Origin of the sequence: Streptococcus parasanguinis, from assembly GCF_015556095.1 — a bacterium.
Classification (GTDB): Bacteria; Bacillota; Bacilli; order Lactobacillales; family Streptococcaceae; genus Streptococcus; species Streptococcus parasanguinis_Q.
Map to the genome: position 1 here is coordinate 59857 of NZ_JADNLT010000005.1, position 16228 is coordinate 76084.

General features: G+C 42.6%; 13 protein-coding genes. All 13 read left to right on the top strand.

Going from position 1 to position 16228, the window contains the following annotated elements:
* Nucleotides 1-35: 35 nt before the first annotated feature.
* Nucleotides 36-2228, top strand: a complete 2193-nt coding sequence (locus tag I2E70_RS06370) for a PTS transporter subunit IIBC (protein WP_195424180.1) — start codon at nt 36-38, stop codon at nt 2226-2228.
* Nucleotides 2229-2313: 85 nt separating this feature from the next.
* Nucleotides 2314-3126 carry an endonuclease/exonuclease/phosphatase family protein gene (locus I2E70_RS06375; protein ID WP_195424051.1) on the top strand — a complete coding sequence of 271 codons (813 nt, stop codon included), beginning with the start codon at nt 2314-2316 and terminating at the stop codon, nt 3124-3126.
* A 167-nt stretch (nt 3127-3293) separates the two neighbouring features.
* Nucleotides 3294-3767, top strand: coding sequence for a transcriptional regulator NrdR (gene nrdR / locus I2E70_RS06380; protein ID WP_003005476.1), 474 nt, complete (start codon nt 3294-3296; stop codon nt 3765-3767).
* Nucleotides 3768-4946 (top strand): DnaD domain protein, encoded by a 1179-nt coding sequence (locus I2E70_RS06385; protein WP_195424055.1) that lies wholly within the window; start codon nt 3768-3770, stop codon nt 4944-4946.
* Nucleotides 4947-5846 carry a primosomal protein DnaI gene (gene dnaI, locus I2E70_RS06390; RefSeq protein ID WP_195424058.1) on the top strand — a complete coding sequence of 300 codons (900 nt, stop codon included), beginning with the start codon at nt 4947-4949 and terminating at the stop codon, nt 5844-5846. It begins immediately after the preceding gene.
* Nucleotides 5843-6556: a nitroreductase family protein gene (locus I2E70_RS06395; RefSeq protein ID WP_070466415.1), complete on the top strand. Its 714-nt coding sequence runs from the start codon at nt 5843-5845 to the stop codon at nt 6554-6556. The genes dnaI and I2E70_RS06395 overlap by 4 nt, the downstream gene beginning before the upstream one ends.
* A 57-nt stretch (nt 6557-6613) precedes the next feature.
* Nucleotides 6614-7924 carry a ribosome biogenesis GTPase Der gene (gene der, locus I2E70_RS06400; RefSeq protein WP_031575509.1) on the top strand — a complete coding sequence of 437 codons (1311 nt, stop codon included), beginning with the start codon at nt 6614-6616 and terminating at the stop codon, nt 7922-7924.
* A gap of 531 nt (nt 7925-8455) precedes the next feature.
* A complete protein-coding gene (locus tag I2E70_RS06405; protein ID WP_195424061.1) occupies nt 8456-11554 on the top strand; it encodes a DEAD/DEAH box helicase in 3099 nt (1032 codons plus the stop codon).
* A gap of 55 nt (nt 11555-11609) precedes the next feature.
* Complete coding sequence (locus I2E70_RS06410; protein WP_003017389.1) at nt 11610-12260, top strand: hypothetical protein; 651 nt, start codon at nt 11610-11612, stop codon at nt 12258-12260.
* 9 nt (nt 12261-12269) lie between these two features.
* Nucleotides 12270-13604: a UDP-N-acetylmuramate--L-alanine ligase gene (gene murC, locus I2E70_RS06415; RefSeq protein WP_024054775.1), complete on the top strand. Its 1335-nt coding sequence runs from the start codon at nt 12270-12272 to the stop codon at nt 13602-13604.
* 82 nt (nt 13605-13686) lie between these two features.
* The gene (locus tag I2E70_RS06420) at nt 13687-14103 is read left to right on the top strand and encodes a GNAT family N-acetyltransferase (protein WP_118396606.1); all 417 of its coding nucleotides are present in this window, start codon (nt 13687-13689) and stop codon (nt 14101-14103) included.
* A gap of 12 nt (nt 14104-14115) precedes the next feature.
* A complete protein-coding gene (locus I2E70_RS06425; protein ID WP_182448473.1) occupies nt 14116-14625 on the top strand; it encodes a GNAT family N-acetyltransferase in 510 nt (169 codons plus the stop codon).
* A 71-nt stretch (nt 14626-14696) separates the two neighbouring features.
* On the top strand, nt 14697-16211 hold the full coding sequence (gene mltG, locus I2E70_RS06430; protein ID WP_195424065.1) for an endolytic transglycosylase MltG: 1515 nt from the start codon (nt 14697-14699) through the stop codon (nt 16209-16211).
* Nucleotides 16212-16228: the final 17 nt, after the last annotated feature.

Below are 16228 nucleotides of genomic sequence, written 5' to 3' on the forward strand. Positions count from 1 at the left end.
AACAAAAGCCTTAAACAATATAAGGAGGTTGAATGATGAATAAAGGATCATTCAAAAGTTTATTTAGCTTTGAATTCTGGCAGAAGTTTGGTAAGGCCTTGATGGTCGTTATCGCTGTCATGCCAGCGGCTGGGTTGATGATTTCAATCGGGAAATCAATCCCTATGATCAACCCGAATTTATCTCCACTTGTTATTACAGGTGGAATTCTCGAACAAATCGGTTGGGGGGTTATCGGAAACCTTCACATCCTCTTTGCCCTTGCTATCGGTGGTAGCTGGGCCAAAGAACGTGCAGGGGGTGCCTTTGCAGCTGGTCTCTCTTTCATCTTGATTAACCGTATTACCGGTGCAGTTTTCGGAGTGACATCTGCAATGTTAGCTGATAAGGCTGCTACGGTTCACACAATCTTCGGTGGATCAATTAAAGTTGCGGACTACTTTATCAGTGTTCTTGAAGCTCCAGCTCTTAATATGGGGGTATTTGTAGGGATTATCTCAGGTTTCGTTGGAGCAACTGCCTTCAATAAATACTACAACTACCGTAAACTCCCAGAAGCCCTTTCTTTCTTCAACGGGAAACGCTTTGTACCATTCGTTGTTATCGTTCGTTCAGCACTCACAGCCTTGGTTTTGTCAGCCTTGTGGCCAGTAGTTCAATCAGGAATTAATGGATTTGGTGTTTGGATCGCCAACTCACAATCAACAGCTCCAGTATTGGCACCATTCTTGTTTGGTACCTTGGAACGTCTTCTCTTGCCATTTGGTCTTCACCACATGTTGACCATTCCAATCAACTATACTCAATTGGGTGGTAGCTACCAAGTTCTTACAGGTGCTGCCAAAGGAACAACTGTATTTGGACAAGATCCACTTTGGTTGGCTTGGGTAACAGACCTTGTTAACTTGAAGAAAGCTGATCCTAGCCAATACCAACACTTGCTTCATGCTTACACACCAGCTCGTTTCAAAGTTGGTCAAATGATCGGATCATTTGGTATTTTGATGGGGATTGTGGTTGCTATCTACCGCAATGTGGATCCAGATAAAAAAGAAAAATACAAAGGGATGCTTTTTGCAACTGCTCTTGCAACCTTCTTGACAGGTGTTACAGAACCAATTGAATACATGTTCATGTTCATTGCAACACCATTGTACTTGATCTACGCCTTTGTTCAAGGTGCTGCCTTTGCAATGGCTGACTTGGTTCACCTTCGTGTTCACTCATTCGGTTCAATCGAATTCTTGACACGTACTCCAATGGCCATCAACGCTGGTTTGGCATTAGATATCTTTAACTTTGTATGGGTAACAGTCCTCTTTGGATTTATCATGTACTTCATTGCCAACTTCATGATTAAGAAATTCAATTATGCGACTCCAGGACGTAACGGTAACTATGAACAAAATGATGATGCCCCTGCAGGAGATGGTGCAGCAGCAGGTGCTGCTACAAGCTCAGCAAGCTCACAAGTCATTAACATCATCAACCTTCTTGGTGGACGTGCCAATATCGTAGACGTTGACGCATGTATGACTCGTCTTCGTGTAACCGTTAAGGACGCTGAAAAAGTCGGAACAGAAGAACAATGGAAAGCTGAAGGCGCTATGGGTCTTGTCATGAAAGGACAAGGTGTCCAAGCCATCTACGGACCTAAAGCTGACGTATTGAAATCTGATATCCAAGACGTTCTTGATTCAGGTGAAGTCATTCCTGAAACACTTCCTAGCCAAATGACAGCAGTTCAAAAGGCTGAAGCAACCTTTAAAGGGGTAACTGATGAAGTTCACTCTGTTGCAGATGGTGAAGTGATCAACATCGAAGATGTGAAAGATCCTGTATTCTCACAAAAAATGATGGGTGACGGATTTGCAGTTGAGCCTGAAAATGGCCACATCGTTTCACCAGTTGCTGGTAAAGTTACTAGCGTCTTCCCAACCAAACATGCCCTTGGTTTGGTAACAGATAATGGTTTGGAAGTCTTGGTTCACATCGGTCTAGATACTGTTAGTCTTGAAGGAAAACCATTTGAGGTTAAAGTTTCTGAAGGTCAAACAGTGGCTGCTGGAGACCTCTTGGTAGAAGCAGACCTTGATGCAATCCGTGCAGCTGGTCGTGAAACTTCAACAATTGTTGTCTTCACAAATGCAGATGCGATTAAATCCGTTAAGGTCGAACATACTGGTAAATTGGCAGCAAATGCACCAGTTGCAACAGTAGAATTATAAAAGACATCGGCAAAGAAAATGAGGTTGGGACAGTGCACCCGGCCTCTTGCCGTTTCTTGATTTGGAGAGAAGGAGAAATCAGGGGATGAAATTTTTAACATTAAATTCCCATAGTTGGATGGAAGAGAATGCTCAGCAAAAATTTGAAACCCTCAAGGAACAAATTTTAGAAGCGCAATATGATGTGATCTGTTTCCAAGAGGTCAATCAAGAAATGGCCTCAGAAACAGTCGAAACAGATGAGTATTATCAAGCTTTGCCATCATCTGTAGCGATTCACAAGGACCACTTTGTTCGCGTATTGGTAGAAGAGTTAGCTGCTCATGGACTCCACTATTATTGGACTTGGGCCTACAACCATATTGGCTATGATCACCTCAATGAGGGTGTGGCCGTTCTTTCGCGTCAACCCTTGAAGGCAGATGAGATTTTGGTATCCAATATGGATGATCCAACGGACTACCATACTCGTCGAGTAGCCGTTGCCCATACAAGTGTAGATGGCAAAGAGATTGCTGTTGCCAGCGTCCATCTTTCTTGGTGGGACAAAGGTTTCCAATTTGAGTGGCCACGCATTGAGAACTACTTCAGCCAAGTAGGGAAACCCTTTATTCTAGCGGGTGATTTCAATAATCCTGCTGGTCAAGAAGGCTATGAAACGATTCTATCAAGTTCACTTGAACTTCAAGATAGCTTTATTGAAGCTAAAGAAACAAAGGGTACCTATACTGTAGGTCCTGAAATTGATGGCTGGACGGACAATCAAATTCCATTGCGGATTGATTACGTCTTTGCAAGTCCAGAATGGGACATCCAACGTCTTTATGTCATCTTTGATGGGGAAAATAAACCCAATGTCAGTGACCACTATGGCTTAGAAGCTGAATTATCACTTTAATATAAACGGAGAGTCGAAAGGAAAACGATTTTTTTCAAATCATCCTTCGACTCTTTTTTTATGTATCAAAGAGGAGCACGCATAGGGGGCTTCTCCTGTTCTTCTGCTTTCTTTACGATTCAATTTATGGTAAAATGAAGTGTTAAAACAGTTTAAGGAGGTAGCAAATGCGTTGTCCAAAATGTGGTGGAAGTAAGTCTAGTGTGGTGGATAGTCGACAAGCTGAAGATGGGAATACCATCCGTCGTCGCAGGGAATGCGAAGAATGCCATTATCGCTTTACTACCTACGAACGTGTAGAAGAACGGACACTAGTAGTTGTCAAAAAGGATGGGACACGCGAGCAATTTTCTCGTGATAAAATCTTTAATGGTATTATCCGCTCAGCTCAAAAACGGCCTGTTTCTAGTGACGAAATCGAAGAAATTGTAAACCGGATTGAACAAAAGGTTCGCAGCCAAAGTGATAATGAAATCAACAGTGAGTATATTGGTTCATTGGTCATGGATGAGTTAGCAGATCTAGATGAGATCACCTATGTCCGTTTTGCTAGTGTTTACCGGAGTTTCAAGGATGTCGGTGAGTTAGAGACCCTCTTGAAACAAATTACGAAGGGAACCAAGAAGAAAAAGGAAAAATAGATGAAGCCCAATACGCCTTTCGCATTTTTAAAAAATAATCTTCTTCCACCGGCAGGGGCTGCATTGGAGCAGTATTACCTGCCTATTTTGGAGACGGAAACAGTAGCAGTTTATCGTTATCTGCTGGCCTCTTATGATCAGGGTGAAAAACAATATATACTTGCTCAAATCCTCAATCACTTGAATATAGGATTTCCACAATTGCTACTAGCCTTTGATCGTTTAATTGCCATGGGTTTGCTCGATCTCTATGAGGAAGAAGTTGGGATCACCATCCAGTTACATGCCCCTCTTGCCTCAGAAGAATTTTTTTCAAATGCTGTTTTTAAACGCTTGCTTGAAAAAAAGATTGGGGAAAAGGCCGTGGAGGATCTGCTCCCAGCACACTCTTTAGGGACTAGACGGCAAGTTTCCTTCTCGCAAGTCTTTGGACTAGATGCTGGGGAGGCGACAGTTCTTCCAAGCAAGAAACAGCAGTTTGATATGGAGATGTTTAAGCGAATGATGGGGCGTGATGGGCTTCGTTTTGCGGATGAAGGAGAGGCAACCCTAGCCCTCTTTGCCATCGCAGAAGAGCAACAATGGACCTGGTATGAAACCTATCTCCTAGCAAAAGAAACGGCTGTAGACCGGATTGTCTCTCCAAAGAGAATGAAGCAAAAGTTGGCTCAGGCTAGCCAAGAGCAACCACGCATGTCCTATAGCCGTCAGGAAGAAACTATTCTGAGGGAAGCTAAGGCAAAATCCAGCCTACAATTTCTAGCGGAGATTAAGAAGGCGCGCAATGCGACCATTACGCAGAGCGAACGCAAGACTTTATCCAAGTTAGCTGATCTAGGCTTACTAGATGAGGTGATCAATATCATCTTATTGTTGACCTTTAATAAGACCCAGTCTGCTAATCTCAATGAAAAGTATGCTTTGAAGGTAGGAAATGATTTTTCTTATCAAGGGGTCAACAGTGCAGAACTGGCGATTTTAAAAGTTCGAGAACGCCAGGAACAAGCTAAGGGTCAAGGAAACAAGGGGACGAGTCCTACATCAGCCAAGGGCAAGCACAGCAATGTTCCCAAGTGGAGTCAACCAAATTATCAAAATCAAACCAGCCAAGCAGAAAAGGTGGATCTTGCTAAAGAGAAACAACGTCTGTTAGAAAAACTGAATCAAGGAGGTGAGTAGATGGAAAGTGTAGGTCAAACCATGTCTCACATGAACCGTGCGCGTCAATTTAACTATGAGGATTTGGTCGTACAGATCTTGGCAGACCAAGAAGTGGCTGCCTTTATCAAGGACCAGTCTTTGTCTGAACAAGAAATTCGACGGAGTATTTCAAAATTTAATCAATACATTAGTGAACGCAACCGTTTCTTATTGGGAGATCCGGATTATATTGCCAAAGGTTATAAGCCCATCCTCACCATGAATGAAGGCTATGCGGATGTCGCTTATGAGGAAACGCCAGAGTTAATCGAAGCCCAAAAACGAGCTGCGATCAACCAACGTCTCAACTTGATCAATCTCCCTTCAACCTTGAAAGAAGCGAGTCTAGCCAAGGTGGAACTCGATGATAAGGGGCGATTTGAGGCCTTTGAAGAATTAGCTAATTTTGTGGCCAACTATCCTGAATATCAAAAGGGGATCTACCTCTATGGTGATTTCGGAGTAGGAAAGAGCTACATGATGGCAGCCTTGGCTCATGATTTATCCGAAAAACGCCAGGCCTCTACTACCCTACTTCATTTTCCAAGTTTTGCGATCGATGTTAAAAATGCCATCAGTTCAGGCTTGGTCAAAGAAACCGTCGATCAGGTGAAAAAAGCCGAAATTTTAATTCTCGATGATATCGGTGCGGAACAGATGTCAGCCTGGGTGCGAGATGAAATCTTACAGGTGATTTTGCAGCACCGAATGCAGGAAAATCTCCCAACCTTCTTTACTTCTAACTTTAATTTTGAAGAGTTGGAACGTCATTTTGCGGCTTCGCGCAATGGAGATGAAACCTGGCAGGCCAAACGGGTCATGGAGCGCGTGAAATTTTTAGCCAAGGAAATCCATCTGGAAGGAGTCAATCGTCGATGAATGAAACCATCCGTTTAATGAAATCTCATTTTTCTGTTCGCCGTTTTAAGGAAGAAGCCATCAAAGAAGCTGACCTCAAGGAAATTTTATCAGCTGGGCAGATGGCATCAAGTTGGAAAAACTTTCAGTCTTATTCTGTGATTGTGGTCAAAAGCAAGGAAAAGAAAGAAGCTCTATACGACTTGCTTCCTCAAGAAGCAATTCGCCAATCAGCCGTCTTTCTCCTCTTTGTTGGGGATTTAAACCGTGCTGAAAAAGCTGTCAAACTTCATGAGCAGGATTTCCATCCTGAAGGGGTGGACAACTTACTGATCACCTCAGTGGATGCGGCTCTAGCAGCTCAAAATACGCTATTGGCAGCTGAAAGTCTCGGCTATGGTGGAGTGATTATCGGCATGTTGCGCTACTGTTCAGAAGAAGTCGCAGAACTCTTCCGTCTGCCAGACTATACCTATCCTGTTTTTGGGATTGCTCTCGGAGTACCTAATCAGCAGCATGCAGTGAAACCACGTTTGCCATTGGAGCAGGTTGCTTTTGAAGAAGAATACCAAGAACAAGACCTATCAGTTGTGACTGCCTATGACAAGGTTCAGGCAGATTATGCTGGAGCGCGTGCAACAGATAGCTGGAGCGAGCGCCTTGCAGCTCAATTTGGTCAACCTGAACAAGAAGAGACCAAAAAACTACTAGAAAAACACAAACTATTATGAAATGAAGAGAGGCGTTCTTGAACCGAAATCTCGCCTTTCATTAGAAAAGAGGAAATCATGGCCCTACCAACTATTGCGATTGTAGGCCGTCCCAATGTCGGAAAATCTACACTCTTTAACCGGATTGCCGGTGAGCGGATTTCCATCGTTGAGGATGTAGAAGGAGTCACTCGTGACCGCATTTATGCAACAGCTGAGTGGTTAAATCGAAAATTTAGTATCATTGATACAGGGGGGATTGATGACGTAGATGCCCCATTTATGGAGCAAATCAAGCATCAGGCAGAAATTGCCATGGACGAAGCAGATGTGATCGTCTTTGTTGTTTCTGGAAAAGAAGGGATCACGGATGCGGATGAATATGTCACTCGTATCTTGTATAAGACCCATAAACCGGTCATTCTTGCAGTCAACAAGGTGGATAACCCAGAGATGCGCAATGATATCTATGACTTTTATGCCTTAGGACTGGGCGAGCCACTACCGGTATCCTCTGTCCACGGGATCGGAACTGGGGATGTTCTCGATGCCATCATCGAAAATCTTCCGAATGACACAGAAGAAGAAAATCCAGATATCATAAAATTTAGCTTGATTGGTCGTCCAAATGTTGGAAAATCAAGCTTGATCAATGCGATCCTTGGAGAAGACCGGGTCATCGCAAGCCCTGTTGCTGGAACCACACGGGATGCCATCGATACCCATTTTACCGATGCAGATGGCCAAGAATTTACCATGATTGATACAGCTGGTATGCGCAAATCTGGTAAAATCTATGAAAACACTGAGAAATATTCTGTCATGCGTGCCATGCGTGCCATCGACCGTTCAGATGTGGTTTTGATGGTCATTAATGCCGAAGAAGGGATTCGGGAGTACGACAAGCGGATCGCTGGCTTTGCTCATGAGGCTGGTAAAGGTATGATCATTGTTGTCAATAAATGGGATACTATTGAAAAAGACAACCATACCATGAAGCAGTGGGAAGATGACATTCGCGATCAATTCCAATACCTTTCTTATGCGCCGATTGTCTTTGTTTCTGCCCTAACTAAACAACGCTTGCACAAGTTGCCAGAGATGATTAAACAGATCAGTGAGAGTCAAAATACGCGGATTCCTTCAGCTGTCTTGAACGATGTGATTATGGATGCCATTGCCATTAATCCAACGCCGACCGACAAAGGAAAACGCCTCAAGATCTTCTATGCGACACAAGTGGCAACCAAGCCGCCAACTTTTGTGGTCTTTGTCAATGAAGAAGAGCTCATGCACTTCTCTTATCTTCGTTTCTTGGAAAACCAGATTCGAAAAGCCTTTGTCTTTGAAGGAACCCCGATCCATTTGATCGCGCGAAAACGGAAGTAGCCTGAGTGCCTCAGGAAACTAATACTAGTAGACTATTTGCTGGTCTTGCCATCCTTCACTTAACAGTTAGGTAGTCAAGGTGCCAAGAAGATCTTGTCAGTCCTTTGAAAAAGGAGATGAATGGATCATTCTAACTATAAAAAAGAACTAAATAGGACTCTTTGTCGACCGCGAGAGACAAGAAGAGTCCTTTTTTATATGAACATCTGAAAGATTAACTAATTCAAAGAAAAAGCCTGATGTGCTTTAATGGATAGAAAAGGAAGGTAACCATGTCTAATATAGAATGCCTACTGTTTATTTCTTTGTTATGCTTATTGGCACTTGTGCGTATCATGAGGAAATTCTTAAAAAATACTTTGGTCTTTTTGGGGTAGGCCATCCTTTATGGGGCCTCCCTCATTCTAATCATTTGGGGATAATTGAATAGTAGATTGCCCGAAAACGCCTATTTTAATCAGTTTTATCGAATTAATTTTAACTATACTTTGAAATATGGTATAATAAAGGGATTAATCTAAGGTGGTAAACATGGCAAAATTAATTCCTGGGAAGGTTCGTTCACAAGGGAGCCTTCTCTATGAAGCTGGGAAGGTTTCCCTTCAGGAAGTAAAAGAAAAATACCTATATTTTCGGGTGGAAGAAGAAAGCTTGCGGTACAGTTTGGACGACGATGCTGTTTTTTGTAGCTGTGCTTTCTTTCAAAAGAAAAAATTCTGTACGCATCTGGCAGCTGTGGAAGCTTTTTTGAAGAATGATGACAGTGGGAAAGCAGCTCTTGCAAGTCTTGAAGAAGACGCCACGGCGACTGAAGAAACGCAGGAGAAGGTCTCTTTTGGAAGTTTGTTTTTAGACCAGGTTCTTCCAAAAATCGAAAAGAAAGCAACACGTTATGTCTTATCAGCAGTCGGGCAAGAGGATGAATACTCTGGTCAATTCTTGTGGACCCTTCGCATTCGTCGCTTGCCAGACGAGCGTTCTTATGTGATCAGAGATGTGCTAGCTTTTTTGCAGACCCTTCAAAAAGAAGGCCACTTTGCAATTGGCAAAAGTTACTATGAACCCATTTCTTATTTAGAATTTGATGGGCCTAGTCAGGATGTGATCAATTTCCTACAAGGCTTGGTCACAGATAGTGGCTCGAAAGAGCAAGATTTCTTTCCCAATGCTGGGCGCCATCTTTATTTTCCACCGACTCTCTTTGAAGAAGCTGTAGAATTACTGATGAATTTGGATTCTTTCCTCTTGCAATACAGCTTGTATGATTTTTCTGAAGTCTATTTTCAGGATGTCCATGGGGAGGAAGATCTCTTTCATTTTCAGGTGGAAGACCATGGTGATTTTTACGAATTGATCATTACGGAGCCACAAGTGAAGGTTGTCGAGTCGGCTGTTTACCTGTTTCGAAATGGTGTCTTCTATCACCTGACGCCCCAACAGCGAACCCTATGGAAGGCCATCCAAGATCTTCCAATGGATCAGGATCGCAAAAAACGCCTGCATTTTGATCCAACGGATCAGACCAAACTTTCCTATAGTCTAAAAGAGTTCAAAAAACTGGGACAAATAACAGCCCCGACCAGCTTTTTAATCCACGATTTCACTCCGGAATTTCATTTTGATCTAGCACAGGATCAGACTGTATTACTGGATGTTGTCTTTCAATACCAGGATCGTGTGGTGACCACGCGTGAGGAACTTCTCAATCTTCCTTATTCTAGTGATTTCGATAAGGAGCAAGAAGTCTTTTCAACCATGCTAGCAGCAGGTTTTACGGATGATTTTTCTTCCCAAAGAAGTCCTTTATCAAGTGAGCAAATCTATCCATTCTTTCACCAACAGATCCCGACTTTTGAAGCCTTAGGAGAGGTTACCCTCTCTGATAGCCTTTTAGATCTTTATCAAGTGGAGCGTCCAAAAATTGATGTTAAAACCAATGGCAGTCTACTGGAGATCGGTTTTGACTTTGAAAGTGTGGATCCAGCCGAAGTGGACCAGGTCCTCAAAGCTCTAGTAGGGCAAAAAGACTATTTTGTCAGCCATACAGGGAAAGTTCTTGTCTTTGATGAAGAAACCAAGAAGATCAGTCGAGCCTTAGCAGATCTGCGGGCGAAAATGAGCAAGGGTGGGAAACTACAAGCCCGCCGGATTGCCGCTTATCAGCTATCTGATTTGTTGGCAGATCAAGACAATGTTCATTTTTCAGAAGACTTTCGAAATTTAGCTCATGATTTGACTCATCCAGAAGACTTCCAACTCCCTCAGATGACAATCCAAGCGACCCTAAGGGATTACCAAGAAACAGGGGTTAAATGGTTCTCCATGTTAAATCATTATGGTTTTGGTGGTATTTTAGCGGATGATATGGGGCTTGGGAAAACCCTGCAGACTATTTCCTTCTTGACCAGTGTCGCAAAAAAAGAAACTAAAATCTTGATTCTAGCTCCATCTAGTCTCATCTACAATTGGAAACAAGAATTTTCAAAATTCGCTCCTCAGATGGAAGTGGCAGTCGTCTATGGTCTCAAGCAGCACCGAGATGAACTCATCGCAACCAATCCACAGGTAGTTATCACTAGTTACGCGTCTTTTCGTCAAGATGTGGAGGAATACCAGAAGAATCAGTATGAGTACTTGATTCTAGATGAAGCCCAGGTCATGAAAAATGCCCAAACCAAGATTGCCCAACACTTACGTGGCTTTGAGGTTCCGCATGTGTTTGCCCTATCTGGGACACCGATTGAAAATCATGTGGGTGAACTCTGGTCCATTTTCCAAATTGTCCTTCCAGGGCTCTTCCCAGCTAAAAGAGAATTTCAAAAATTGAGTCCTGAGACCATTGCACGATTTGTCAAACCTTTTGTCATGAGACGGAAAAAAGATGAAGTGCTCCAAGAATTACCGGACTTGATTGAAACAACCTACCACAATGAGTTGGATGAAAGCCAAAAAACGATCTATTTGGCTCAATTAAAACAAATTCAAGATCGGGTTCGAAGCTCTAGCGAGGAAGAACTAAATCGGAGTAAGGTGGAAATTCTCTCGGGTCTCATGCGCCTTCGCCAAATCTGTGATACCCCCGCCCTCTTTATGGAAGACTATCAGGGAGATAGTGGGAAATTGGAGAGCCTTCGAGATCTTTTGGGTCAAATCAAGGATGGCGAACACCGGGTTTTGATCTTCTCTCAATTTAGAGGCATGCTGGATATCCTAGAGCAGGAGATTGACCAGCTTGGCATGACCTCCTTTAAAATCACAGGTTCTACTCCCGCTAAAGATCGACAAGAAATGACCAATGCTTTTAATGCAGGTGAGCGCCATGCTTTTCTCATTTCTCTGAAGGCTGGAGGGGTTGGATTGAACCTCACTGGTGCCGATACGGTCATCTTAGTCGATTTGTGGTGGAATCCTGCAGTGGAAGACCAGGCTATTGGACGTGCCCATCGAATGGGACAGGAACAAAATGTTGAAGTTTACCGCATGATTACTCGTGGTACGATCGAAGAAAAAATCCAAGAACTACAAGCTTCCAAAAGACACTTGGTCTCAACGATTTTAGACGGAACGGAAACACGATCTAGTTTATCGGTTGAGGAAATTCGTGAGATTCTTGGAATTCAGTCAGAATAGCTTGAAAAATTCTGTGAATAGTTTATAATTAATGGAGTGTCGAAAGGAAGAAAGCATGACAGAAAAATATTTTCCTCAAGTAGGGGATAATGAGTTGATGTTAACAGAGATGCCCCACATGAACCTGTATGATGAAACAGACTTGATTAGTAACATTACAGGCGACTATGTGGATAAAAATTATTTGGAATGGCAACCGATTGCTGAAAATACCAAACCTAAGCATCCTTACCACCAACCATTAGAAGAGCCCCTACCGAAAAGACGGCCAGTAAGAAAACCTGATTTTAAAGAGCCGATTGATAAAAAAAGCCCAGCCAATCGTTATGCAGAGGAAGCGAGAGAGCGCGCTCGTGAAGATCTGAAAAAGAAACGCACAGCTCCCTATCTGACAACGGATCCAGCAGCTACTACAAGTAAACGGAAAAAACCATTTATTTCTGAACGAAAACCTGGTCAGCCAACGGCTCCCTTCCAAAAGGAAAATCCGGGTGAATTATTGAAATATAGCAAACGATTACGACAAGATCAGTTGATCCTTGCAGAGTTCGAATCTGCAGGAGAACCAGAAGTGGCAGAACCGACTGAAAAGAAAAACAATTATGATTTCTTAAAGACTAGCCAAATATACAATAAAGATCAGCACAAGTTGAAACCACAGCCAATCAAACAAGAATTGGATTTAACCCATCTAGATCAAGAATAAGGAGAAAACATGTCTAATACATACCATTTTATTGGAATTAAAGGAGCAGGGATGAGTGCTTTAGCCCTCATGCTTCACCAAATGGGACATACGGTTCAAGGGTCAGATGTTGAGAAGTATTACTTTACGCAACGTGGCTTGGAACAAGTAGGAATTCAAATTTATCCATTTGATGTGAAAAATTTGGAAGGCGACAAGATCCTCATTGCCGGGAATGCTTTCCGTCCAGATAACAATGTGGAAATTGCTTATGCAGATGAGCATGGCCTAACTTATAAACGCTACCATGAATTCCTTGGTGAATTTATGCGTGACTTCGTCAGCATGGGGGTTGCCGGAGCACACGGAAAAACCTCGACAACAGGGATGCTTTCTCACGTCTTATCAAATATCACTGACACCAGTTATTTGATTGGTGACGGGACAGGTCGTGGCTCTGCAGCAGCCAAATACTTTGTCTTTGAATCAGATGAGTATGAACGCCACTTTATGCCTTACCATCCTGAATACAGCATCATCACCAATATTGACTTCGACCATCCAGACTATTTCACGAGCTTGGAAGATGTCTTTAATGCTTTTAACGATTATGCCAAACAAATCAGTAAGGGCCTCTTCATCTACGGAGAAGACAAAGAATTGCGTCGGATTACCTCATCAGCACCAATTTATTACTATGGTTTTGATAAGGAGACGAACGATTTTGTGGCAAGCAACTTGCTTCGCTCAACGACAGGTTCAACCTTCAACGTTCATTTCCGTGGAGAAGATTTGGGGCAATTCCATATCCCAACATTTGGTCGTCACAACATCATGAATGCTACAGCAGTCATTGGTTTGCTTTACATTGCAGGATTTGATTTAGATTTAGTCCGCGAGCATTTGAAGACCTTTGCTGGAGTGAAACGTCGCTTTACTGAAAAAGTAGTCAATGGAACAGTGATCATCGATGACTTTGCGCACCATCCAACGGAAATTATTGCAACCTTGGATGCGGCCCGTCAAAAATACCCAAGTAAAGAGATTGTGGCCATTTTCCAACCACACACCTTTACACGGACCATTGCCCTCTTAGATGAATTTGCTGAAGCTTTGAATCAAGCAGATGCTGTTTACTTGGCACAGATCTATGGTTCTGCACGGGAAGTCGATCACGGAGATGTGAAGGTTGAAGATTTGGAAGCAAAAATTGTCAAACGTTCAGCTATTATTACAGCTGAGAATGTTTCTCCTCTTCTTGACCATGACAATGCGGTCTATGTCTTTATGGGAGCTGGAGATATTCAAACCTATGAATACTCATTTGAGCGTTTATTATCTAGTTTGACACATAGTGTCCAATAAAGAGATGATTGAGTCTGGAATCGATTGGTTCCGGACTCAAATTTATCTGTCCGCTGAAGAATCATGAAATGAGGAGAGCAGGATGATGATTCGACAAATCACCTTGGCTGATCAAGAACAGCTGTTATTGCTAGAAGAAGAACTTCATGACAATGAAGGAAAGGAGCACAGGGCTACTCTTGAGGAAGCGCTAGGTTCGAAGGAAGCCATTTCTTTGCTTGCAGAGCAGGGTGGCGATACTGTGGCTTACTTGTTGGCGACAGAAGACCATCATTTAAAGGGGGACCTCATCGTATTGCGATTAGCAGTGAGGCCTGCCTTTCAAGGTCAAGGATATGGTGCGATTCTGATCGCTGCTTTAAAAGATGTAGCTGTTCAAAAGGAAAAGGAAGTCATTTGGATCGATTGTTCAGAAGATTTACTTTCTTACTTTGCCCAGCAAGGATTTCGAGATAATGCTGAGTCTGATCAAGGTGTCCATATGGTTTGGAAACGGTAGAAAGAGTAAATGATGAAAAAAAAAATTCACATTAGACAAGCAGAGCTGCAGGATTTGGATGCCATCGAGCACATTGAGCTTGAGAATTTCTCAGAAGAAGAAGCAATTGCGCGTGAGATTTTAAAAGATCACATTGAAAAGATTCAAGCGACTTTTCTTGTAGCAGAGTGCCAAGGTCAGATTTTAGGGTACTTAGAAGGACCTGTTAGACCGGAGCGCTATTTGATCGATTCCTCTTTTTCAAAGGTTGAAGATCTAAGCCATCTAGAACAGGGTTTTATTTCCATTACGAGTCTATCCATTGCCAAAGAAGCCCAAGGGCTAGGGGTTGGAACCCTCTTGCTTGATGCGCTCAAAGAGATTGCGGTGAAAGATCATCGTCAAGGGATCAATCTAACCTGTCATGATTATTTGATTCCCTATTACGAGAAGCAAGGATTCACCAATGAAGGTCTTTCGAAATCCCAATATGCGGGTGAAGTTTGGTATAATCTGGTCTGGGAAAATGAAAACCTTGATTAAATAGGTATTTTGAAGAAGAAGGGCGATTTGTATTGCTTTTCTAAATCTTTTAAGATATAATATTAAGGATTATGATGAGGGAGGTCAATTATTTGACTGATAAATCACAAGACAGTGAGAAGTTATTAAGCTTCAAAGAGCAGATCCTCAGAGACTTAGAAGAGGCAAATGAGCAACTTCTAAAGATCGAAAAAGAGTATGATCTACCTGATCGAAGCATTGAAACCCCTTCTTCACTGAAAGAGGAGGAAGAAGCAACACCACCTCCAAAAGAAGAAGCTGTTGTGGCTTCCACAGAAATACCAGTGGAGCCAGAAAAGGCGACTCCTATTGTAGAAGAAAAGAGTGAGTCCACAAAGCCTTTTATAAAAGAACCAAGTCAGGAACCGGTAGAGGAAAGCTTATCGCGCTCTTCTCGTAACCAGCGCCAACAAAAACAAAAGAAACAAAATAAAATCGCTAAACGAATTGTGCGGACAGTGGTCAGCCTTTTGCTGATTGTGATCGTGGCTACAGGGATCTTTGCAGCGACCTATATCCATTCAGCTGTCAAGCCAATGGATAAAAATGCAACAGAATTCGTGACGGTTGAGATTCCAGCAGGTTCAAGTAATCGTGAGATTGGCGCGATCCTTGAGAAAAAAGGACTCGTGAAAAATGGTCAGTTCTTTAACTACTATACCAAGTTCAAGAACTATAGCAATTTCAAATCCGGTTACTTCAATTTGCAAAAGAGCATGGATCTAGAAACCATCATCCAAAAACTGCAAGAAGAGGGTACCAAAACTCCTCAGGCTCCAGTTCTTGGGAAGGTGACGATTCCAGAAGGTTATACGATCGATCAGATTGCGACGGCTATCACCACCGATGTCTCCACAAAGAAGGCCGGCAAGACTCCATTTAAGAAAGAAGATTTCTTGAAGGCTGTCCAAGACGATGCCTTTATTGAGAAGATGGTGGCCAAATATCCTAAGCTCTTGGCGAATCTGCCAAGTAAGGATTCTGGTGTTCGCTACCGTTTAGAAGGTTATCTCTTCCCAGCTACTTATAACTATGGGAAAGATACCACAGTGAAAGAGATGATCGATCAGATGCTTGCGGCAATGGATCAAAACTTAAGCCCATACTATGAAACACTTGAGAGCAAGAATATCAATGTAAACGAAGTATTGACTCTTGCTTCCTTGGTTGAAAAAGAAGGGGCGACGGATCAGGACCGCAAAGATATCGCGAGTGTCTTCTATAACCGTTTGAACCAAGACATGCCTTTGCAAAGTAATATTGCAATTCTTTATGCAGAAGGGAAACTTGGTCAAAAGACGACCTTAAAAGAAGATGCAACGATCAATACAGAGCTGGATTCACCTTATAATATTTATAAGAATACCGGCTTGATGCCTGGCCCAGTGGATAACCCTGGAGTATCAGCGATCGAAGCGGCGGTGAACCCAAGTAAGACCGATTACTTGTATTTTGTCGCAAATGTCGAAAATGGTGAAGTTTTCTTCGCTAAGACATACGAAGAACACAATAAAAATGTTGAAGAACACGTCAATAGTAAATTGACACAAGCAAGTTCAAACTAGAAAAAGCATGTGGCGCG

What these genes read in the sequence shown, in the direction of transcription:
- I2E70_RS06370 (WP_195424180.1), top strand. Translation starts at nt 36, where the DNA reads ATGAATAAAGGATCATTCAAAAGTTTATTTAGCTTTGAATTCTGGCAG.
- I2E70_RS06375 (WP_195424051.1), top strand. Translation starts at nt 2,314, where the DNA reads ATGAAATTTTTAACATTAAATTCCCATAGTTGGATGGAAGAGAATGCT.
- nrdR (WP_003005476.1), top strand. Translation starts at nt 3,294, where the DNA reads ATGCGTTGTCCAAAATGTGGTGGAAGTAAGTCTAGTGTGGTGGATAGT.
- I2E70_RS06385 (WP_195424055.1), top strand. Translation starts at nt 3,768, where the DNA reads ATGAAGCCCAATACGCCTTTCGCATTTTTAAAAAATAATCTTCTTCCA.
- dnaI (WP_195424058.1), top strand. Translation starts at nt 4,947, where the DNA reads ATGGAAAGTGTAGGTCAAACCATGTCTCACATGAACCGTGCGCGTCAA.
- I2E70_RS06395 (WP_070466415.1), top strand. Translation starts at nt 5,843, where the DNA reads ATGAATGAAACCATCCGTTTAATGAAATCTCATTTTTCTGTTCGCCGT.
- der (WP_031575509.1), top strand. Translation starts at nt 6,614, where the DNA reads ATGGCCCTACCAACTATTGCGATTGTAGGCCGTCCCAATGTCGGAAAA.
- I2E70_RS06405 (WP_195424061.1), top strand. Translation starts at nt 8,456, where the DNA reads ATGGCAAAATTAATTCCTGGGAAGGTTCGTTCACAAGGGAGCCTTCTC.
- I2E70_RS06410 (WP_003017389.1), top strand. Translation starts at nt 11,610, where the DNA reads ATGACAGAAAAATATTTTCCTCAAGTAGGGGATAATGAGTTGATGTTA.
- murC (WP_024054775.1), top strand. Translation starts at nt 12,270, where the DNA reads ATGTCTAATACATACCATTTTATTGGAATTAAAGGAGCAGGGATGAGT.
- I2E70_RS06420 (WP_118396606.1), top strand. Translation starts at nt 13,687, where the DNA reads ATGATGATTCGACAAATCACCTTGGCTGATCAAGAACAGCTGTTATTG.
- I2E70_RS06425 (WP_182448473.1), top strand. Translation starts at nt 14,116, where the DNA reads ATGAAAAAAAAAATTCACATTAGACAAGCAGAGCTGCAGGATTTGGAT.
- mltG (WP_195424065.1), top strand. Translation starts at nt 14,697, where the DNA reads ATGATGAGGGAGGTCAATTATTTGACTGATAAATCACAAGACAGTGAG.